This is a genomic window from Mucilaginibacter glaciei, assembly GCF_014773245.1.
In the GTDB taxonomy this organism is placed as follows: Bacteria; Bacteroidota; Bacteroidia; order Sphingobacteriales; family Sphingobacteriaceae; genus Mucilaginibacter; species Mucilaginibacter glaciei.
Window position 1 is genome coordinate 441,889 of the sequence record NZ_JACWMX010000001.1, and the last position, 22,069, is coordinate 463,957.

At 44.2% G+C, this 22,069-nt stretch carries 16 protein-coding genes; 3 read left to right on the forward strand and 13 right to left on the reverse strand.

Translation table 11 applies throughout. The annotated features are described in order from the left end of the window. Positions 1–61: 61 nt before the first annotated feature. The 9 genes from IDJ76_RS02045 to IDJ76_RS02085 all read right to left on the reverse strand — a co-directional run bounded on the left by IDJ76_RS02045 (position 62) and on the right by IDJ76_RS02085 (position 10,746). Positions 62–1,111: a hypothetical protein gene (locus tag IDJ76_RS02045; protein ID WP_191160214.1), complete on the reverse strand. Its 1,050-nt coding sequence runs from the start codon at positions 1,109–1,111 to the stop codon at positions 62–64. A 168-nt stretch (positions 1,112–1,279) separates the two neighbouring features. Continuing rightward, on the reverse strand, positions 1,280–2,530 hold the full coding sequence (locus tag IDJ76_RS02050; RefSeq protein WP_191160216.1) for a sulfate adenylyltransferase subunit 1: 1,251 nt from the start codon (positions 2,528–2,530) through the stop codon (positions 1,280–1,282). A gap of 53 nt (positions 2,531–2,583) precedes the next feature. Beyond that, positions 2,584–3,489, reverse strand: a complete 906-nt coding sequence (cysD, locus tag IDJ76_RS02055) for a sulfate adenylyltransferase subunit CysD (protein ID WP_191160218.1) — start codon at positions 3,487–3,489, stop codon at positions 2,584–2,586. After that, complete coding sequence (locus IDJ76_RS02060) at positions 3,486–4,205, reverse strand: phosphoadenylyl-sulfate reductase (RefSeq protein ID WP_191160220.1); 720 nt, start codon at positions 4,203–4,205, stop codon at positions 3,486–3,488. Before IDJ76_RS02060 ends, cysD begins: the two co-directional genes overlap by 4 nt. Before the next feature lie 3 nt (positions 4,206–4,208). Next, positions 4,209–5,711, reverse strand: a complete 1,503-nt coding sequence (locus IDJ76_RS02065) for a TSUP family transporter (protein ID WP_191160222.1) — start codon at positions 5,709–5,711, stop codon at positions 4,209–4,211. Then, positions 5,689–6,480, reverse strand: a complete 792-nt coding sequence (gene cobA / locus IDJ76_RS02070) for a uroporphyrinogen-III C-methyltransferase (RefSeq protein ID WP_191160223.1) — start codon at positions 6,478–6,480, stop codon at positions 5,689–5,691. The genes IDJ76_RS02065 and cobA overlap by 23 nt, the downstream gene beginning before the upstream one ends. Then, the gene (locus IDJ76_RS02075) at positions 6,477–8,567 is read right to left on the reverse strand and encodes a HEPN domain-containing protein (protein WP_191160226.1); all 2,091 of its coding nucleotides are present in this window, start codon (positions 8,565–8,567) and stop codon (positions 6,477–6,479) included. The genes cobA and IDJ76_RS02075 overlap by 4 nt, the downstream gene beginning before the upstream one ends. Positions 8,568–8,993: 426 nt before the next feature. Beyond that, positions 8,994–10,388 (reverse strand): arginine decarboxylase, encoded by a 1,395-nt coding sequence (locus IDJ76_RS02080; RefSeq protein ID WP_191160228.1) that lies wholly within the window; start codon positions 10,386–10,388, stop codon positions 8,994–8,996. 163 nt (positions 10,389–10,551) lie between these two features. Next, positions 10,552–10,746: a hypothetical protein gene (locus tag IDJ76_RS02085; protein ID WP_191160230.1), complete on the reverse strand. Its 195-nt coding sequence runs from the start codon at positions 10,744–10,746 to the stop codon at positions 10,552–10,554. A gap of 253 nt (positions 10,747–10,999) precedes the next feature. Here IDJ76_RS02085 and IDJ76_RS02090 point away from each other — a divergent pair, with 253 nt between their 5' ends. Next, entirely contained in the window at positions 11,000–12,280 is a 1,281-nt protein-coding gene (locus IDJ76_RS02090) for a BamA/TamA family outer membrane protein (RefSeq protein ID WP_191160232.1), read from the forward strand. A 197-nt stretch (positions 12,281–12,477) separates the two neighbouring features. Here IDJ76_RS02090 and ctlX read toward each other — a convergent pair whose 3' ends face one another. Both ctlX and IDJ76_RS02100 read right to left on the reverse strand, forming a co-directional pair. Beyond that, positions 12,478–13,398: a citrulline utilization hydrolase CtlX gene (gene ctlX / locus IDJ76_RS02095; RefSeq protein WP_191160235.1), complete on the reverse strand. Its 921-nt coding sequence runs from the start codon at positions 13,396–13,398 to the stop codon at positions 12,478–12,480. A 73-nt stretch (positions 13,399–13,471) separates the two neighbouring features. After that, positions 13,472–14,914: an arginine deiminase family protein gene (locus IDJ76_RS02100; RefSeq protein WP_191160238.1), complete on the reverse strand. Its 1,443-nt coding sequence runs from the start codon at positions 14,912–14,914 to the stop codon at positions 13,472–13,474. 447 nt (positions 14,915–15,361) lie between these two features. Between IDJ76_RS02100 and argS the strand changes: the two genes are divergently transcribed. Then, positions 15,362–17,311 carry an arginine--tRNA ligase gene (argS, locus tag IDJ76_RS02105; protein ID WP_191160241.1) on the forward strand — a complete coding sequence of 650 codons (1,950 nt, stop codon included), beginning with the start codon at positions 15,362–15,364 and terminating at the stop codon, positions 17,309–17,311. Between the two features lie 114 nt (positions 17,312–17,425). On the opposite strand, the gene IDJ76_RS02110 is transcribed toward argS, so the two are convergent. Beyond that, positions 17,426–17,719 carry a YXWGXW repeat-containing protein gene (locus IDJ76_RS02110; RefSeq protein WP_191160244.1) on the reverse strand — a complete coding sequence of 98 codons (294 nt, stop codon included), beginning with the start codon at positions 17,717–17,719 and terminating at the stop codon, positions 17,426–17,428. A gap of 111 nt (positions 17,720–17,830) precedes the next feature. Next, positions 17,831–18,718: a 3-hydroxybutyryl-CoA dehydrogenase gene (locus IDJ76_RS02115; RefSeq protein WP_191160247.1), complete on the reverse strand. Its 888-nt coding sequence runs from the start codon at positions 18,716–18,718 to the stop codon at positions 17,831–17,833. Positions 18,719–18,954: 236 nt separating this feature from the next. Between IDJ76_RS02115 and IDJ76_RS02120 the strand changes: the two genes are divergently transcribed. Then, entirely contained in the window at positions 18,955–22,065 is a 3,111-nt protein-coding gene (locus tag IDJ76_RS02120; protein ID WP_191160250.1) for a SusC/RagA family TonB-linked outer membrane protein, read from the forward strand. Positions 22,066–22,069 lie beyond the last annotated feature (4 nt).

Genomic DNA, 22,069 nt, shown 5'->3' on the forward strand with positions numbered 1-22,069 from the left:
TGTTTTTTAGGTAATTTAGTTTTTGAAAAAGCGGGCGGGCGAGCTGCCCGCTTTTTTTTGTTTACCAACTATCGACCTTGCTTGGAACGCTGATAGGTTTTGCTTCAACTATTTCTTTCAATCGTATTATCGAGCCATTTCTATGGTCTATTTTCATCAGGAAAGTTGCATCGTCACCGCCGCTGGTTATCAATGCGCCCAACACGCCAAACATTGAACTTGCTATCATAGTGCCGGCACCGGCAGACACCCTGGCCTTCCCGGTGAAAGTGAAATCATTATTGCTGTTTTTTTGAAGCGGGTAAAATCCATAGGATGTAACGATGTACGGTTCACCTTTGTAAACCACTGCGTAGCTTTTGTTTAACTTCACTTCCTTAAGTTTTCCGTTCTCATCTAAAGCTTTTACATTGCCGGGGTATAAGTATGCTCCTGACACGGTTAAGTCTTTATCCGCTTTCTGATCTTTAAAAGATTTATAGGTAAGATATAGTCCGTCAGTATAAGTTTTTGTGTTGTAGAGTTTTATGGATTTTTTTTCAATGCTATCTATATGAACGACATCGCTGTAACTGTATGTCAATTCATTAACCGTGTTTTTAGTTAAATGAGATTGGATGAATCCGGCTAAAGTGTCGCTACCTTTTTTTAACAGAGGATTGGTAACATCAATGGACGACCGCAGTTGAAATAAGGTATCGATAGCTCCAATTAGTTTAAATTGATCGTTGATTTGAGAATACAGATCGGCCTGAAAAGCAAGGTAACCGCTCTCAGACATACCCGCCGTTAATTCTGCAAAGTTAAATTGCCGTAAGTGAAGTAATAATTTACCGCTCCCGGCATCGCTATCAACGGCTGAGTAAAAAATGGACGAAAGTATATTTTCTAAAGGTTGCTTGGTCACCACTACCGCGCGTCTGTTAAATGCCCCTGTCTGCACAAAGCCGAGAGTAGTATCCGTTCGTGAATCAATCAGTTTAATGGAATTATATAAGCTGTTTTTTGTCTTAGTTTTAGCCAGGCTGGGTTCAAAATAGGCTTTGTGCTGAGCACTTAATTTTGTGGCAGTAACTAAAACAAGAATAGCAACGACGAGAATTTGTCTCATTTAATTGTGATAAAGGACTAAAATATAAATTTACCATTAAAAGTCGATTGCCGCAGCCGTGTTTATAATTAGGACAGTGAATTATACGAATACAAAAAAAACCCGCACGATTATTCATTGGCAGGTTTGCTTGGGTTAGGGGCTATTTAGTTAGTTGAATTTTTAAGGTTATTCTACCGATTGCCGTAGCATCAGCGCGCCGACGGTGAGGTTTGTACGGCTATCTATCAGGATAGCACCGCCGTTAGCTTTGTTTACCTGGTAAGGGTCGAATGCTAAAGGCTCGGCAATTTTGATCACGATGCGGCCTATGTCGTTCAGTTTAAATTCATCGGCAAAGTCTTTTTCCAGGGTGTTGATATTCACTTTATAGATAATCTCCTGAATTTTGCAGCGGATGGTTTTAGTGTTGTGCTGCACCAAATAGGTGAGCGAGGTATCCAGCGGACGGGTATCCATCCAGCAAAGGTCGGCTTCTATAGCTTTAGATACCTGTGGCTGCCCTGCACTGTTCACAATAATATCACCACGACTGATATCGATATTATCCTGCAAGTGAACGGTTACCGACATGCCCGCTAAAGCTTCGTCCGGTTGCTTATCGTACAATTCAATTTTTGAGATAGTTGAACTGAAGCCCGATGGCAGTACAGTAACCTGATCATTTATTCGGAACGATCCGCTCGATACACGGCCCGCATAACCGCGGTAATCGTGCAACTCATCGGTTTGCGGGCGTACCACCCATTGTATGGGCAACCTTGCGCGGGCAGACGAATCGTCTATCGTGATCTCTACATTTTCAAGGTGCTGCAATAAGCTGTTGCCTTTGTACCAGGTAATGTTTGAAGAGGAAAAAACAATGTTATCTCCCTTTAAGGCACTTATCGGGATGTAGGTGATATTATCCAACCCAACCTTGGATGCCAGTACTTTGTAATCTGCCACAATTTGATCAAAAACAGCCTGGTCAAAATCAACCATGTCCATTTTGTTTACAGCAACCACCACCTGCGGAATCTGCAGCAGCGACACTAAAAAGGAATGGCGGGTGGTTTGTTCCACCACACCTTTACGGGCATCTATCAGGATAATTGCCAGGGCGGCGTTACTCGCACCGGTAACCATGTTACGCGTGTATTGAATATGGCCGGGTGCATCGGCTATGATGAATTTGCGCTTATCGGTTTCAAAGTATTTGTAGGCCACATCAATGGTGATGCCTTGCTCACGTTCGGCTTTCAGGCCGTCGGTTAAGATGGCCAGATCTATGCTGCCGTCGTCGTTCTTACGGTTTGATGCGTGCAGGGCCTCTAACTGATCTGCTAAAATAGCTTCGCTATCGTATAACAAGCGACCGATCAATGTGCTCTTGCCATCGTCAACACTGCCAGCTGTTATAAATTTTAATATATCCATCGTTTTATTTCGAATTTCGGATGTGCAATTTCGGATTTAGTAGTTTGGACGAGTTAAAAATAACCGCCCTTTTTTCGGTCTTCCATGGCGGCTTCGCTCACTTTATCGTCCATACGGGCGCCGCGTTCGCTGATCTTTGATGAGGCTATCTCGTTGATAATGTCATCTATCTCGAACGCGTATGATTCTACAGCCGCGGTACACGTCATGTCGCCTACGGTACGGAAGCGTACATTTTTATTTTCTATTCTGTCATCGGCATCCATATTTAAAAATGGCGACGCAGCCATTAACTGACCGTTGCGGGTAATGCAATCGCGCTGATGCGCAAAGTATATGGTAGGTAATGGGATGTTCTCGCGGCGAATGTAATTCCAAACGTCTAGTTCTGTCCAGTTACTTATCGGGAACACACGTACGTTTTCTCCTTTGTGGATCTTCCCATTATAAATATCCCAAAGTTCGGGCCGCTGACGTTTGGGGTCCCACTGTCCAAACTCGTCACGTACCGAAAAGATACGTTCTTTGGCGCGGGCTTTTTCCTCATCGCGGCGTGCACCGCCTATACAGGCATCAAACTGGTGTTGGGCAATGGTATCTAATAACGTAACCGTTTGCAGTGCATTACGACTGGCGTTTTTACCTTTTTGCTCGATCACTTTACCTTCATTAATACTGTCCTGCACATGGCCGATGATCAGCTTTTCGCCAATACGGGCTACCATTTCATCGCGGTAAGTGATGGTTTCCTCAAAATTATGGCCGGTATCGATATGTACCAACGGGAAAGGGAACTTGCCCGGCCTAAAGGCCTTTAATGCCAAATGCACCAGGGTAATGGAATCCTTCCCGCCAGAAAACAACAGCGCAGGTTTTTCAAACTGCCCGGCTACTTCGCGCAAAATATAAATGGCTTCCGCCTCTAACTCGTCGAGGTAATCTAAACGGTATTTACTCATTCTTTCAAATCATTAAGTTCAATCGCATGCAGCCCGCATTCTTTTTTGCTTTGGTCTTCCCACCACCAGCGTCCGGCTCTAAAGTCTTCGCCGGGTTGTACCGCCCTGGTGCAGGGCAGGCAGCCAATGCTTGGGAAACCCTTGTCATGCAACGTATTATAGGGTATATTGTATTCTTTTATGTAAGCCTTTACTTCATCCAGTGTCCAGCTAAAAATCGGGTGGAATTTGATCAGTTGGTTGCCCTCGTCCCATTCCACGTTGCTCATATCCTCGCGGTTAGTCGATTGCTCCGCCCGGATGCCGGTTATCCAGCACTGGTTGCCGACCAAAGCCCTTTTTAAAGGCTCTATTTTACGGATGCCGCAGCATTCCTTGCGATTATCTACCGATTCATAAAAGCTATTTGGGCCTTTGGTATTCACCATATCCTCTAACAGTTGATGAACCGGGTAGTAAGCGTGAACAGGTTTTCCATAGATCTCCATCGTGCGGTTCCATACGTAATAAGTTTCGGGAAATAGCCTGCCGGTCTCTAAAGTGAAAACTTTTATGGGGATATTGTTGGCAAAAATCATATGCGTGATCACCTGATCTTCCCAACCGAAACTGGTGGAGAATACGATCTCGCCGTGGAACTGACCGGCTAACGATTGCAAAGCTTTAACAGGGCCTTTCCCTTCAATTAGTTGCGATATGTAGGTTGTATCTGCCATATCTTATTTGATGATAAAATTAATAATGCTGCGCAGGCTGATAGCAATCACAATAATCGCTACTGAAAACATGATTGCTTTTGCCGAAATTTTATTGGAGATCCGCGCTGCTACCGGTGAGGCCAATGCGCTGCCAATTACCAGGCCGCCCACAGCCTCCCAATGTTTGCCATTGAGCATAGTGATGAAGGTGAGCGAGCTCATTAACGCGATGAAAAAACGCGAAAGCTTAACCGTACCTAATGAAAAACGGGGATGACGGCCGCCGGCTATCAAAGTTGATAGGACAATAGAGCCCCAGCCACCACCACCAACGGCATCAATAAAACCGCCGCCTAAACCCAACAGCGAAATATTTTTGATTTTGCCTGATGTTTTTTTACGGTTAAGCTTAATGGCTTTTGATAAAATGACAGAACCTAAAATTAGCGTGTATAATGATACCAGCGGCTTGGTGTATTGCGCATAATGTTCTAACGACGATAGGAGGTAGGCTCCTGTGACGGCTCCTATAATTCCGGGGATAAGCAATAGTTTAAAAAGCTTCCAGTTTACGTTGCCCATCCGGTAATGCATCCATCCGGCTATACCGTTGCTCATGATCTCTGACAAATGGACGCCCATACTTGCCGAAGCAGGAGGGATGCCCATTGAAAGTGAAAATGTTGTTGAAGTAACCCCGTACGACATGCCAATGGCACCGTCTATCAGGGCGAATACAAAACCGGCCCCTAAAAAGTAGTAAAATACCGGGTTGATACCTTCTACAAAAAATTTAAAGCCGGGCTCTTTTAGCCATAGGGCTGCTAATGTAACACCCAAAAAAATAATAAACGTGCCCCAAACCAATAGCTTTAATTTGTTATTGCTCGGCGATTTTTTTGCCCCGAGCAGTATAGCAGTAACCCTGTTCAATTCTTTCACCTTATAAGCAAAGTCGCCCGATAAAGTATTGCGGATCGCGCTCATTTGCTGCAGGGTGGTATCTAATTCGGCAGGGAGCGATTCATTCAAAACCTCTTTTAATCGTTTGGCGACGGTTGGCGATTTGCCATTGGTAGAGATTCCTATTTTCAGGTCGCCTTTTTGGACGATGGATCCCAGGTAAAAATCGCAAAGATCGGGTTTATCGGCTACGTTGATGAGCAGCTTACGGTCATGTGCCGATTGACGGATGTAGTGGTTTAACTCGCTATCGTCAGTTGCAGCAATAACAAGATCCGCACTATCCAGATCCGTATCGACAAATGCCTTTTGTATGATGTTTAACTGCGGATAGTCTGCGGCAAGCGCGTGAACCTGTGGCAGGAAAGTTTTAGAAATAACGGTAACTGCCGCATTCCTGCTATTGGTAAGGATGGCCGTTAGCTTTTCTAAGCCAACATTGCCACCGCCCACAACTACGGTATGCAGGTTATCCAGCTTCAAAAACACCGGGAACAACTGATTGCCCTGCGCCTTATCCGGCTGTATATCGTTTATATTATTCCTGGGCAATAATGTCATAAAATTCCCTGATAGGCTGAAACTTTGGATGCAAGGAAACTACATCACCAAAAACAATTAATGCGGGCGAGGAGATTTTATTCTCTTCGGCAACTTCAACAATGGTATCTACCACGCCAATGGCCACTTTCTCGTTAACTGTCGATCCGCTTTGGATCACGGCAACAGGTAACCTGTTTTTGCCTTCGGCTTTAAATATCTCTGCTATCTCGGCCAGTTTATGGATGCCCATCAGCACTACTACCGTCGCATTGGTTTTAGCAGCCTGGTACAAATCGGCAGATACCTTTCCATCACTTGTGGTACCTGTAACTACCCAAAAGCTTTCGCTTAAGCCACGGTGCGTAACCGGGATACCCTGCAAGCCGGGTACACCAATAGAACTGGAAATTCCGGGAATCACCTGCGCCGGGATGCTATAATCTGCTGCGTAGTCTAACTCTTCATACCCTCTGCCAAATACAAATGGGTCGCCACCTTTCAAGCGGACAACGTGGCCATAGTTGAGGGCGTAGTCTATCATTAGCTTATTAATATTCTCTTGCGAAAACGAATGATCGCCGGAACGTTTGCCCACATATACTTTAGTAGCATGTGCCGGGGCAAATTCTAACAATTCTTCATTTACCAATGCATCGTACAAAACCACATCAGCAGTTTGCAAAGCCTTTATGCCTTTGATGGTGATTAGGTCAGCATCGCCGGGGCCTGCGCCTACCAGCGTAATACGCGGCTCTTTTACAGTTGTTTTTGTTTGGGTTTGTATCATGATAACACTGCCTCTCTTTTATCTTTTACCGATTGCAGAAAATCTGTTGCCTGCTGTTTGTAAGCAGTCGCAAATTCTTCTGTCGGTTCGTTTTTATTTATTTGTAATACCAGGTCGTCAAAAGTGTCGGTAAGGGCTATTTCGCCGGGTTCAATATAATTCGCATCAAACTCTTTAATAATGCCTACCTGCGTACTGCTGTTAACGCCTTTATCCAGCAATAAAGCTTTAGCCGCGCTGATCATGGTATTATAGGAGTGGTAAATGGCATCAGCCCATAAGCCTTTTTCGTAAGCACCGTTAGCCCAGCCTAATTTTTCATCACTTTCAAAAAGTAAAGTGGCCACCAGGTCTATCACCACCCCGGCGCACTCGCCAACACCTATTGCGCTTACATAAGTTTCCTGGTGGCCCCAGTCTACAAATTCATCGTCGGTAAGGGTGCTTAGGTCAGCAAGTGGTTTCAGCATCCGGTAAAAATAGTCCTTACCCTGCCGATCGTAATAAGCGTGGAAGGTTTCATCCTGATGCGAAACCAGTTTGTAATCATCTAATACCGTCCTCAAAACATCTGTAGCCCGTTTCGATGGCACTTTTATTACCCGCTCTGCAGCGCGGCCAACGCCGTTGCCCACGGTACCGCCACCCAGCATCACCTGTACAGACGGTAATACTTTTAAACCGGCCTTTAGCGAACTGCCGTGAAAGCCAATATGTGCCAGGCCATGTTGACCGCAGCTATTCATGCAGCCGCTGATCTTTATTTTGATCTCGCGGTTGTAAATAAACTCTTCGTATTCGTTGTATATCACATCTTCCAACACTTTAGCCATAGTCATGCTATTGCTAATGCCCAGGTTGCAGGTATCGGTGCCGGGGCAGGTAGTCACATCGGCAATACTATCGAAACCCGGTGCGGCCATATCTAATGCCAGTAAAGCTTCATATAAACCGGGCAAAGCTTCGGCACGGACGAATTTTAAAAGCAGTCCCTGGTTTTGGGTGATCCGGATCTCATCGCCCACAAAAGGTTTTATACCCGCAATCAATGCTCGTGCCGTATGAGAAGGGATATCGCCGACAGGCACCTTAATATACACGCCGAAAAAACCGGTTTGCTTTTGCTCAAACACGTTTGTTAGACGCCACTGCTCATAGCGTAAAGGGTTACTGATCTCAACGGCGGGATACGCTGTCGCTTCGGGTAAAGCGGGTGCGGGCAGGGCATCATGGTTAATAGGGTATGTTTTTACCTTTAATGCTTTCTGCTCTTCTTTGGCCAACCGCAATACTTCTTCCAATCCTATCTTCTGGATCAGGTATTTCATGCGGGCCTTGTTGCGATTGTTGCGTTCGCCGTAACGGTCAAACACGCGGATGATCGCCTCGATGTATGGGATCAGTTGATCTTCGGGCAGGAAATCTTCTACCGGGCTGGCCAGTAGAGGCTGCGCGCCTAAACCGCCGCCTAACAATACCTTAAAGCCACGCTCGCCTGTTTCTTTTAACTTCGGTATAAAACCCAGATCATGAATGTAAGAGAAAGCCGTATCATCATCATTTGCAGAAAACGACATTTTGAACTTACGGCCCATATCCTGGCAAATAGGGTTGCGCAAAAAATATTCAAACACCGCATGTGCATAAGGCGATACATCGAAAGGCTCTTTCGCGTCGATACCAGAGGTAGGGGATGAGGTCACGTTCCGTACGGTATTGCCGCAGGCTTCGCGCAGGGTGATATCATCACGCTCCAATTCGGCCCATAGTTGCGGGGTACGGTCAAGGCTTACATAATGGATCTGGATATCTTGCCGGGTTGTGAGGTGCAGGTTACTGCTGCCATACTCGTCGGCTATATCGGCAATCTTCAGTAATTGCTTAAAGGTGACTTTACCGAAGGGCAGTTTAATGCGCACCATTTGCACGCCCGGCTGCCGTTGGCCGTAAACACCACGTGCCAAACGCAGGCTCCTGAACTTTTCGTCATGTATCTTGCCCTCGCGGAACGCCCTGATCTTCCTTTCCAGGTCAATAATGTCCTGTTCAACTATCGGGTTCTCCAGTTCTGTCCTGAAGCTTTGCATATTTGCTGTGTTAATAATGTGATATAAAAAAGCCCCTTCGCTGTGGCTGAAGAGGCATATATTTTCATTTACGCATACTTACAACCACGATCTTTCGCTGTGCATACAGCAATAAATTAGGGCGTAGTTGTATGTGAAATTGTTGTGTTCCATTTGTTGTTGGCCAAATATATACATAGTATAGGGAATTAGTAGAATTTATTTGAAAAAATTGTTGAGTTTTTTTAACCACTGAGTTGACTTAGAAAACCAAAGAGTTCACAGAGGCTTTTAGCAATATAGAAACTTCGGTTAAAACCGCTGTGTACTACTCTATGCTAAACGCGTCCACAATTCTCAGTAATTTCTTTGGTTAAGTCTCTAAATCGTCGCTAAACAAAGAGCACCGCTTTCGGGCGGTGCTTTAAATATGAATATGAAAAGATATTAGGTGGTGTAACCCAATATTTTTAATACCTGTTTGCTGTTTTGTTCTTCGCCAAATACTTCAAAGTTGAATGTTTCGTCGCGGTTTCTGCGGATGATCACATGCTTCGGCGATGGTAATAAACAGTGGTGAATACCGCCGTAGCCGCTCAATACTTCCTGGTAGGCCCCGGTGTTAAAGAAACCCAGGTACTGCACCTTACGGGTTTTTGGCATAAACACACTGTTCATGTGGGCTTCCTGGTTATAGTAATCCTGGCCGTCGCAGGTAATGCCGCCTAAGTTTACGCGTTCGTACTCACTATCCCAGTTGTTGATGGGTAACAGGATGTATTTTTGGTTCAATGCCCAAACATCAGGCAGGTTGGTAATAAAACTTCCGTCAAGCATTAACCAGCGCTCACGGTCGTTTTGCTGCTTGCGGCCCAATACCTTATATAAGATCCCCGAGGCCTCGGCAACGGTGTATTTACCAAATTCGGTAATGATATCCGGCTCCATCGTGTCATTTTCTGCACAGATCTCTTTGATCCGGCTTACTATTTCATTGATCATGTATTCATAATCAAAATCGAACACTAACGAGTCTTTAAAAGGCATCCCGCCACCGATATCCAGCGTATCTAATGCAGGATTTACCTTTTTAAATTTGCAATAAAGTGTAACGTATTTCTCCAGCTCGTTCCAGTAATAAGGCGTATCAGAAATACCGGAGTTGATAAAGAAATGCAATAGTTTAACCTGGAAATTTGGGTTTTTCTCTATTTTGTTATGATAAAAGTCAATCACATCTTCCATTCGCACACCTAAACGTGAGGTATAAAATTGCGAATCGGGCTGCTCTTCTGCCGCAATACGGATACCCAGGTTACAAGGGCTATCCAACTCAACCTCGTCATCATAAAGGTTGAATTCTTCTTTATTATCCAAAACCGGAATAATGTTATGATATCCGTCATGCAGCATATCGATAATATACTGCTTATACTGGAAAGTTTTGAACCCGTTACATATAACGGTCATATCTTTAGTTAACGCACCTTTTTTCTCCAGCGCCTCAATCATCGGCATATCAAAAGCCGACGATGTTTCCAGGTGGATCTCGTTCTTCAGCGCTTCTTCAACAATGTGCTTAAAGTGCGAGCTTTTGGTGCAATAGCAGTATTTGTAGCTGCCGCGATAGTCATTTTTGATAATGGCCTGTTGAAATAACAGCTTTGCCTGTTGTATCTTTTTAGATATCATAGGCAAATAAGTGAAGCGCAAGGGAGTGCCGTACGTTTCAATCATCTCCATTAAATTTAAGTCTTGAAAGTAAAGTTCATCTTCGATGATCTCGAAACCATCTTGCGGGAAGCCTACACTTAGATCAAGAAATTCCTGGTAACTCTGCATTTATAAAAATTTTGGCAAAAATGTAATTTTTAAACGGATATTTTTCCAAAATGTTGGAAGAAATTATATTTGCTTTGTAATTATTAGAACTGTGGACTTTCAGAATCATACCGGGACGGGGGTGGCTAACTCAAACCTGAAAATCATTTGATTTATACGGCAGCTAAACTATAGTTAATGTTACTATCATCCATTTGATATCAAAGGGCATTTTTTCGTCAATTACTGTAATAACAACCGGCTCTTCTTCGCTGATTTCGACGCAATCAAATATGGACGTTTTTGAATTTTTGAAATATGTTGGATGGCTACTTTCAATTGTTTTTAAAATATAAACCGCGCGAATTCTACTACTCATTTTTTAACGTTTAAAGAATAATAAGATGAACGTAGCTTATTTGCAATGCCCGGAGGTGAGGGGGCTAAGTGACGATATTAAAACCTTATACAGGATCGGTCGGGCGGAATATTTAAGAGTATTTACCGCGCTGCTAATTGAATCATTATTTTACTCCCAATTGGAATTAATTTATGCCATTCTAATGTAATTTTAATGTTACAATTGGCGTGGGGATGGTTATCTTGTGCCTCACTAAACACCCCCTGGTAAATTGATTAAGCCCCTGTTACGCTACTTACTTACCGCATCTTTTTTGATGCTGTGGACACATGATCTGATTGCACAGAGCAGCGATTCGCTACAAACCCAAACCGACCTGCGCGATGCGTTCCGGCATATTTTAAAACCGAACGCTGTAAAAAAAGATACAATTAATGATAATGCCGCAACCAGTTCCATATTGCCCGCATTGGGCTACAGCCCAAGCTTTGGGTTGGCTATAGGCGTAACTTCATCAGGCGGCAGGCGGCTGGGCAACCCCGCTACTACTAATTTTTCTATTTACAACTGGAATGCCTACGCATCAACGGGTGGCCTTGCGTCGTTTGAGATCAAGCATAATGTTTACACGCCCGATAATAAGTTTAACTTGCTGGGCGGCATCCAGGTGGGCCGGTCGGTTGCATTAGATTATGGGATAGGTACCGGTTTAAAAAACCAGGGCGACGGTAACTTTGCTTTTAACAACCTTCCGTTTGAGAATAACCCCGACGTTTTCCAGATGCGGTATACGTACTTCAAGATCAACGAGCGGGTTTATAAAAGGCTGTTCGGGCATTTTTTTGCAGGGGCAGGTATCGTGGCAGATTGGTATGGCAACATCCGTAACCAAAACCCAAACACCCCCCAAACCTCAACACATAACTTCAGGTACAGCATCCGTAATAACTATAATCCCAACAGCTACCGGGCAAATGGTTTATTGTTTAACTTGGAATTCGACTCGCGCGATCACCCTAACCGCGCTTACAAAGGGCTGTATGTAGATGTTGTTTTACGCACCAACCGGCAATGGCTGGGCAGTACACAAAACGCGGCCCAGTTAAAAACCGAGCTGCGTAAATACTTCAGCCTGTCTAAACAAAACCCCGAGCATGTACTGGCCTTCTGGATCTGGGGTAATTACCTGCTGGGCGGCAGCGTGCCATATTTATCATTACCGGGTACCGGGGCCGATGTTTCTACGCGTACGGGCAGGGCATACACCATCGGTAGGTTTAAGGGGATCTCTTTCTTTTACTCCGAAAGCGAATACCGTTTCCCGATCACTGAAAATAAGCTGCTGAGCGGGGTTGTTTTTGCCAATGTGGAAACCGCGAGCAACTTGCGCAAGGTTGACCGCATCAAACTGTTTCAGCATTGGGAGCCGGGGGCGGGGGCGGGTTTACGGATGCTGCTGAACAAGTACAGCCGCTCTAACATCTGCCTGGATTACGGCATGGGGCACTACGGATCAAGCGGGATATTCCTCGGGCTGAACGAAGCTTTTTAATGCGAAACCGGCCGGTAAAATGTTCACGTGAACGCTATGAACACGGTGAACATTCATGAACACTTGATAATCAAATATTTAATTTTTTGGCAATGACAAGATTTTGTCAGTTTTGGCATTTAGAATACCTTGACCCTGTAATTTTGCGGTTTAGAATATCGGTGAAGGAATAATTACGGAGCACCGATTTTTGTCTATTAAATCCTCTCCAAATGCACCTCGGCCATCATGCACCTCGCGCTGCCGCCGCCGTTGGTTTCTATAGCGTTGATATCGGCATACACTAATTTACCATATTTACTTAAGGTAGTTTTTTGTGCATTCGTCAATGAATTAAAGGCGGTTTGCGACATCACGATCAGCTTTTCGCCCGCATTATTTTTTACCTCCAGCATATTGCCTGCAAAGCGGTTCATCTGCTCGAAGGTAATTGCAATGATCTCTTTTCCGGTAGACTGTAGTGACGCGGTTACGGCTTCCTTTTCCTGAGCATCGGTAATGCTATCCAAACAGATAACCGCGAATTGACTACCGATGGCCATCAGCACATTGGTGTGGTAAATAGCCTGTCCACGCTGGTCATACGCATTAAAGGTTATGGAGGTGTATTTGATATAGTCACAAAAAGCTTGTAGCACTTCGGCGTTGGTACGGGGCGAGAGGCAGGCGTAAGCGATCTTGTTCACCCTGTCCAGTACCATACTGCCGGTACCTTCTAAAAATTGGTCCTTTGCTTCAAAGCTACTCAGGTCTATCACGTGATTGGCCTTAAAATTTCTTTCCAGCTGGCGAATAATATCCTCCCGGCGTTCCAGCCGACGATTTGCGGCTTGCATAGGGTACAAAATAATATCACCCGACTCATGGAATGACACCCAGTTATTCGGAAAAATAGAATCGGGCGTGTGCGGCTCGGCCGTATCTTCAATTACGGTAACGCTTACGCCGTTGTGGCGCAGTAATGTTACAAAGCCGTCAAATTCCTGCTGTGCTTTTTGCTGCACCAGTTGCTGATCGGTGTGTTGTATCTGGAAGGCGTTACTATCTGCCGTTTGCGCGTTGAAACCAAACGCCACCGGGCGGATCATTAATAGGTTATTGGTTGATTGCTGGGTCATTGTCTGAATCAGAATTTACAGGATTTCGAAATTTACAGAATTTGATTGTATTCCGGGCATTCTTTAATTCTGATCAAACATTATCCCTTTGCAGCGGCATACTCATGCAATGGAAACCACCGCGTGCCCGTGAAAGCTCGGCAGATGGCATTAATATCAGTGTGTCTTTTAGGCTTTGTGCATCCAGTTCGCCGTTTTCCACTTGAGGCAACAGGTCGGTGATATGGATCACGCTGAAACCCTTTTGTTTAAAGGCCTCTACCGTTTTATCATTGCGGTCATACCCTAATACTACGCCATCTTTAAGGGCCAGCAGGTTACAGCTATCTGTCCACTGTTCACGGGCATCAAACGGGAATTCGTCATTGCCGGAATAGATGAATTGAGTGGGTTCGGTGCTGTTCAAATCCTTTTGGCTAATGTTATCCAGCAAATCCTCCAGTGTGGCAAAGGTCTTGGGCTTTTTGTCTTTGCGGAACTGTACTATCTCGGGCTTGTCCTTATTTTTTTTATCGGCAAACCAGGCAATGGGTTCTTTTTCAGCTTGTTCGGTTTCGGCAATGGTTAGTGAGTGCAGCAGCACCCAGGTGTTGCGTTTTACCTGCGTAAACACCGTATCGATATGCATATAATCCCTTTTATGCGGAATTTTTACTATCGTGATCTTGTTCACCACATCACTTTCAAACAAAAGCTTGATTGCCTCATTTGCTCCGCTGATAGAAGTACGTTCGCTGCAGCCAATAATTAAATGCTGGGGGCTTACCATCATCACATCGCCGCCTTCCAGCGTGGTTTTTTCTTCGTTTACTTCGCCGGGCCTTAAAAAGTGCTGTTTATTTTCAGAGATCTCTATCACATTATCTTTGTAAGCAGCAAAAAGCGGGTGGTTAAAAAAGATGTAGCGCATCAGTAAAGTCTCGCGGGCACGGGCCTTTTTTGCGGGCTTGTTTAGCAGGATATGGTTGTTGATGGTGATTCCCAAATCGCGGGAGAATATCAGGTTGGGGATAGGGGCAAAGATCATCATATCATCCGCTAACGATCCGGATATAAAGATCTTGGCCAATTCAACCGGGTCGGTATCTATCAGTTTAAGTTGCAGGCGATAGTTGCAGCTTTCTATGGCGCAAACCGCAGCCACCAATTTTTTACGGATATCGCCTTGTTGTAAAATATCGCTCAACAGGGTTTGTATCTCGATCACTTTTCCTGAGTTGTGAAATGCCGCATTATCCGGCTTGAAAAAGGCACGGTTGCTTTCTGCCGAATCTATATCAGCCAGTTTACCCTTTATTAAATCCGGATCGAGAAAATACATCAGCAATTTAATGTAGTAGTCATACTCCTTACGGCGCATGGTATCCAGGTGTACAATGTCCTCAAATAGCCAGTCCTGCGCCTTTGAGGGTACAACTTTGCCCAAACCGCTATCGGGACTATGGACAAGCAGCACACGTAAAGCGCCAATTTCTGATGTTACATATAATTTAAAATTAGGGTTAGTTAATGTCATAAAAGGTAGTAAGTGGTTAACAAAGTTAATGGTTTTTGTGGATAGTGCATAGACAACTCACCCCGCGACCCTCTCTTCGCCTGCGGCGGTAAGAAGTTGAGAACCATTTCGTCCGCCCTTGTTTTCTTAACCCTCTTTTCGCTTTAGCGAAGAGAGGGTGGTCGAGCGAAGCAACGACCGGGTGGGTTGCACAAGCGCAGACAACTCACCCCGCGGCATTTCGTGCGCGACCCTCTCTTCGCCTGCGGCGGAAAGAGGGTGAGGACAAATATTACATTACCCTCTTTTCGCTTTAGCGAAGAGAGGGTCGGACAGCGTAGCGAATCCGGGGTGAGTTAAAATTTCTAAAAGTACTTTGTGTCCCTCTGTATTTTTTCTCAGTGCCCTCTGTGGTTAAAACCTATAATGCAGCTACGCTAATCAGCTTATAATTCTTAATTTTGCACGATGGATTTTATTATAGAGGCTGTTGTTAAGGCCGTAAAAGACTTATACCAAACAGATATTGCTGCAGAAAGTGTAAACCTGCAGGATACCCGCAAAGAATTTGACGGCCAGGTAACGCTGGTTACTTTCCCCTATACCAAAGTATCGCGCAAAGGCCCCGAGCAAACCGGCGGCGAAATAGGCGAGTACCTGCAACAAGCCCTGCCCGAGATTGCCGCATTTAATGTGGTAAAGGGTTTTCTGAATATTTCTATTAAAGACAGCTTTTGGATCAATAAACTCCAAACCGAAATATTGGATGACAATTTTGCTGTAGTCGCGCCGAATGGTAAACGGGTAATGGTGGAATATTCGTCGCCCAATACAAACAAACCTTTGCACCTGGGGCATATCCGTAACAACCTGTTAGGGTTTTCGGTAGCAGAGATCCTGACCGCCGCGGGTTATGATGTGGTAAAAGCCAATCTGGTTAACGACAGGGGCATCCACATTTGTAAGAGCATGCTGGCCTGGCGCAAGTTTGGTAACGGCGAAACGCCGGAATCATCGGGTTTAAAGGGCGACCATTTAGTAGGAAAATATTACGTAATATTTGATAAGGAGCAGAAAAAGGAATTAGCAGCTTTTCAACAAGAAGTAGATTATATTAGCAGTAACATTACTACGAATGAACATGAGTATTTTAAAGGTGCATTGGGGGTTTTAAAATCGGCTTTAGTGGAAAGCATGTTGCCTGAATTCAAGAGAGGTATTCAATACCTTCAAAGCAAATTTGGCGATTATAGCTTCATCAATCAAGCTTTCAACAACGATTATTTATTTAAGGAATTTCTGGATAAATATTATATTTCTCTGACTAATGAGGTTGATATTATGCTTCTTAGATGGGAAGTTGGCGACCCGGAAGTGTTCGACTTGTGGAAAACTATGAACGGTTGGGTATATGAAGGCTTTGATGTGACCTACAAGACCCTGGGCGTAAACTTTGATAAATACTATTACGAAAGTAACACCTATTTATTAGGTAAGGATATTGTGGAAGAAGGCCTGGCGAGCGGCGTTTTCTTTAAAAAAGAGGATGGCTCCGTTTGGATTGACCTGACAGCCGATGGCCTGGATGAGAAATTGGTTTTGCGGGCCGACGGTACATCGGTATATATCACGCAGGACCTCGGCACCGCGCAATTAAAGTACGACGACTATAAAATGGACGAATCCATTTATGTGGTAGGTAACGAGCAGGACTATCACTTTAAGGTGTTGTTCCTGATCCTGAAAAAACTGGGTAAAAGCTGGGCGCAGGGTTTATACCATTTGTCTTACGGGATGGTGGATTTGCCATCGGGTAAGATGAAATCGCGCGAGGGTACGGTTGTGGATGCCGACGATTTGATGGCCGATATGTTTAAAACCGCTGCTGCAACTACCGAAGCTATGGGTAAGGTAGACGCATTTAGCGAAGACGATAAGAACAGACTGTACCATACCATAGGTATGGGCGCTTTAAAATACTTCCTACTAAAGGTTGACCCTAAAAAACGCCTGCTATTCGACCCGAATGAGTCGGTAGATTTTCAGGGGCACACCGGGCCGTTTATTCAATATACGCATGCCCGCATTAAATCGGTATTAAGCAAAGCGGGTTATACCTTATTAAGTAGTACAAATGATACGGCTGAACTGGATGGCATTGAGCGCGACCTGATCGTGACGCTAACCAAATTCCCGCAGATCATCAAAGAAGCTGCCGAAGGCCATAGCCCGGCGCTGGTTGCCAACTATGTATACGAACTGGCTAAGACCTATAACAAGTTTTACCACGAAAAGCCTATCATGCAGGCAGAAGAGCAAAAGCAAAAGCAATTCCGTTTACAATTGTCGGCTGCATCAGCCGGCGTGATCAGCAGGGGAATGGGGCTGTTGGGAATTGAAGTACCGGAGAGGATGTAATATATCGGATATGCAGATGTGCAGATTTTAGATGTGCAAATGATTGAAAAATAACAGCATCTGCATATCTGCATATTTGAAATCTGCACATCTAAACCCCGCACATCTAAAAGCCTACCGCCAGTGGCCTTTGCGCCAGGCGTAGCCGCGTTGGCCGCGGTACCAGCTGCCTTGCACATAAACGCGGTTTGCACGCGGGCGTACGTAGTAGCCGTTGCGGTAAACGTAGTTGCGGCCGCTATAAACCCACTCGCCGGGTACCCAATAAGCATTTGCATAAGGGGCCACAGGGCGAACATATACCGGTTCTGCGGGCCTTTCAACCACATAACCATCTGTTGCACATGACGACAGGAACAAAGAACCCGCTAAGGCACATAGTATCCCGAATTTTGACATCGTTTTCATCTGTAATATGTTTTAGTACATATTTTTGGACAGATGTTGCTTATGAAGGTTTAAGCCTAAATTAAGAGCGGTTGGTTTTAACAGTTTTTATACTCTATCCGGTAGCTTTATTTAAATGAATTTATCAGCAACAACCAAATCTTTACTGCCAGGCGTGTACTTATAAAATCCACTGCCCGATTTTACCCCCAGGTGCCCGGCCGTAACCATATTAACCAATAGGGGGCATGGCGCGTATTTAGGGTTGCCAAAACCGTTATGCAATACCTTTAATATAGCAAGGCAAACATCAAGGCCAATAAAGTCGGCCAGTTGCAGCGGCCCCATAGGGTGGTCCATGCCTAACTTCATAACGGTATCTATTTCAGTTACTCCCGCAACACCTTCAAATAAAGTGCAAATAGCCTCATTGATCATGGGCATCAAGATCCGGTTAGCTACAAAGCCGGGGTAATCGTTCACCTCAACAGGCTCTTTACCCAGGGTTACAGCTAATTCCATAATGGTTTGGGTAACCGCATCGGTAGTTGCATACCCGCGGATCACCTCCACCAGTTTCATTACCGGTACCGGGTTCATAAAATGCATGCCGATAACGTTGCCCGGCTTTTTGGTAACCGCTGCAATTTCGGTAATAGAGATGGATGAAGTATTTGATGCCAGGATTGCGCCGGGTTTGCAAACTTCGCTCAGTTGCTTAAATAGCTGCAGTTTGATCTCGCGGTTCTCTGTAGCGGCCTCTACCACCAGATCGGCGCTCATAGCACCTTCGTAAGCGTCGGTGTAAGTTTTAATATTGTTAAGGGTAGCAGTTTTTGCATCCTCGTCTATGGTTCCTTTTTTTATCTGCCTGTCCAGATTGCCCGATATGGTTTGTAGCGCCTTTTGCAGTGCCGCTTCATTAATATCAACCAACGATACCTGGTAGCCACTTTGCGCAAAAGTATGCGCAATGCCATTACCCATAGTGCCCGATCCTATAACTGTGATATTCTTCATAAAACTGAAATTTATATAGTGGCTATTATAAGTAAATTATTTGTGATTAAAAGTTCGATTTCTCTAAAGCAGCCTCTCTTTTTTGGCGAGATAATCAAATTCGATTAATGTTTAAACATATTTGGAATAATGATATTTTAGTTAACGATTTATTAACGATGATTTGTTTTTGTAACGGAAATTTTATAATTTCCACTCTTTAACTAACTATTTAAATTATTAACAAAATCACAAGCATGAAGAAAAACTTACTCACGCTTCTGTTCTTTAGTATTATGGCGGTTACCACTGCCTTTGCACAAAGCAGAAAAATTACGGGAAGGGTATCCGGCACCGATGATGGCCAGCCAATCCCCGGTGTAACTGTCAAAATTGCAGGTACAACATCTGGTGTACAAACAGACAATGACGGATTGTACACTATAAATGCTTCTACCGGTCAAACGCTGGTATTTAGCTTTATCGGTTACGATAGCAAATCGGTTATCATAAGTGCCGGGAACCGTTATGATACGCGCATAGTGCCTAACAACAAGCAATTATCAGAGGTTGTTGTTACCGGTTACGGTTCGCAGGCTAAAAGAACCTTTACCGGTTCAAGTGCTACCATTAATGCAAAGTCCATTAAAGATCGCCCGGTTGTGGGTTTAGATCAGGCTTTACAGGGCCAGGCGGCAGGTGTACAGGTAACATCAGCATCTGGTACACCGGGTGGCGGCGTATCTATCCGCGTTCGCGGTACATCATCAATCAATGCCAGCAGCCAGCCACTTTACGTTGTTGACGGTACGCCTATTAATACAGGTAGTTATTCGCAATTAGGTTTTGGTAATCAGCAAACCAACGCGTTGAATGATATCAGCCCGGATGATATTGAATCTATTGAAGTTTTGAAAGACGCAGCAGCAGCGGCCATTTATGGTTCACGCGCTTCAAACGGTGTGATCATCGTTACCACAAAAAGGGGTAAAATTGGCTCAACCAAGGTTGATTTAGGTTACTACACGGGTTTCCAGAACGTCACTAAAAAGATCCCTACTTTAACCGGCCCGCAATACATTGCAAATTTGCAGGAAGCGGTAACCAACAGGTATTCGGCTTTAATAGGTACTGCTACTTACCCTACCTTGAAGGCTTTGCTTGAAAACGGCTTAGGATTAAGAAATGTAAGTAATGATCCAAGCACTTATGGTACAACTAACTGGCAGGAAGAGGTTTTTGATAAGAACGCACCTATCAGCAACTATAATTTATCAATTAATGGTGGTAACGAAAAAACCAGGTTTAGCTTAACCAGCGGTTATTTTGACCAGAAGGGTACGATTAAGGGTTCTGAGTACAAGCGTATCAATTTGCGTTTAAATTTAGATCATAACGTTAACGATAAATTTAAGGTGGGTACAAGCATCGGTATTAACCGCGCTATACAAAACCGTATCAATAACGATAACAACATTTACGGCGTGTTAAGTGCGGCTATCTTAGAAAGCTCGGCTATCCCAATTTACAATGCCGATGGTACCTACGCAAAAGACAGCAACAGTTCTGTTGAAAACCCGGTTGCGGCTTATAAAGAGCCTTACAACTTAACGACTAACGGCCGTATTTTAGCTAATGTTTTTGGCGAGTATAAAATTTTGCCGTATTTAACTTTCAGAACCAACTTTGGAGCTGACTATTTGATTTACGACGAAAGAAGGTTTTTACCAACAACATTGAACGCAGGTTTACCTAACGGTTCAGGTACAGAAACTCATGTTCAGGATTTGAACACGATCAACGAAAATACTTTAACGTTCAACAAAACTTTTAATAAACACAACTTAACTGTTTTGTTAGGCCAGGCATATCAAAAAGATGACTATCAGTCGTTGGCTGCAGGCGGTACCGGTTTTTCAGGTAACACCATTTTCAGGTTATCTGCCGCCAGTGTTAAGAGTACAGCTACATCAGGCGGTACAAGCAGTGTGTTAGAAAGTTACTTCGCAAGGGCAAATTACAATTTTGATGAAAAGTACTTGTTCTCTGCAAGTATCCGTGATGATGCATCGTCACGCTTTGGTGTTAATAAAAGAAATGGTTACTTCCCGTCTGTATCTGCAGGCTGGAGAGTAAGTGAAGAGTCTTTTCTTAAAAATGTTAGCTGGTTATCAAATTTAAAATTACGCGGTAGCTACGGTTTAACCGGTAACTATAACATTGGCGACTTTGCTTCACGTACCTTATTAGGAGTGGGAGCTAATTACAACCTTTTGGCAGGTTATTTCCCATCGCAATTGGGGAACCCTAATTTAACCTGGGAAAATACCAAACAAACCGATTTAGCGGTAGACCTGGGCTTTTTTGGTGATAGATTAACGCTTTCTGTTGATGTTTATAATAAAAGGACCGACAGGTTATTATTGAACGTTCCTTTAGTTGGTTCTTCTGGCTTTACAGGTGTTACTGATAACGTTGGTGCAATTCAAAACAGGGGTTTAGATATCGACTTGCAGTCTGTTAACATTAAAACCAAAGATTTTAGCTGGAACACTAATTTCAATATATCGTTCAACCGTAATAAAGTTTTGGCTTTAGCCAATAACAACGCGCCTTTTGGTGCCGGTTTTGCGAGCTGGATACAGGTTGGCCAACCTTTAGGTGCTTTCAGAGGGTATAAAGTTGCCGGGATATTCCAAACCCAGCAAGAGATCAACGATTTAAACGCGGCTGCTAAAACAAAAACCGGCAGCGCTACAGCCAATTACCAGGTGGCAACAACAGCTCCGGGTGATATCAAATTTGCCGATTTAAACGGCGATGGTGTTGTTACCTCTGCAGATCAGGAAATTTTAGGCAGTGCTCAACCTAAATTTGTGGGCGGTTTAACAAACTCACTCAGGTATAAGGATTTTGATTTTTCTTTTTTCTGGCAGTTTAGCTATGGCAGCAAAGTTTACAACAACACCAATGCTTTTGCTCAAGGGCAAAACAGCGTGTTTGGACAATTTGCCGCAGTGCTTAATCACTGGACGCCTACTAACACTAATACTAATATCCCAAGAGCGGTATACGGCGACCCTAACACAAACAACCGTACATCAGACAGGTTCCTGGAAAATGGTTCATACGCGCGTTTAAAAAGTGCTACTTTAGGTTATACGTTGGATAAATCGGCAGTTAAATTTTTGCATGTACGCAGTGTTAGACTTTACGCCGCCGCGCAAAATTTATTCACTATTACCAAATATTCAGGTTTCGACCCTGAGTTAAGTACTTTCAGTGATACCAATACGTCACCGGGAACAGATTTTTTAACAGCTCCACAAGCCAAAACATTTACGTTTGGTGTTAACGTTGGATTTTAAAAAT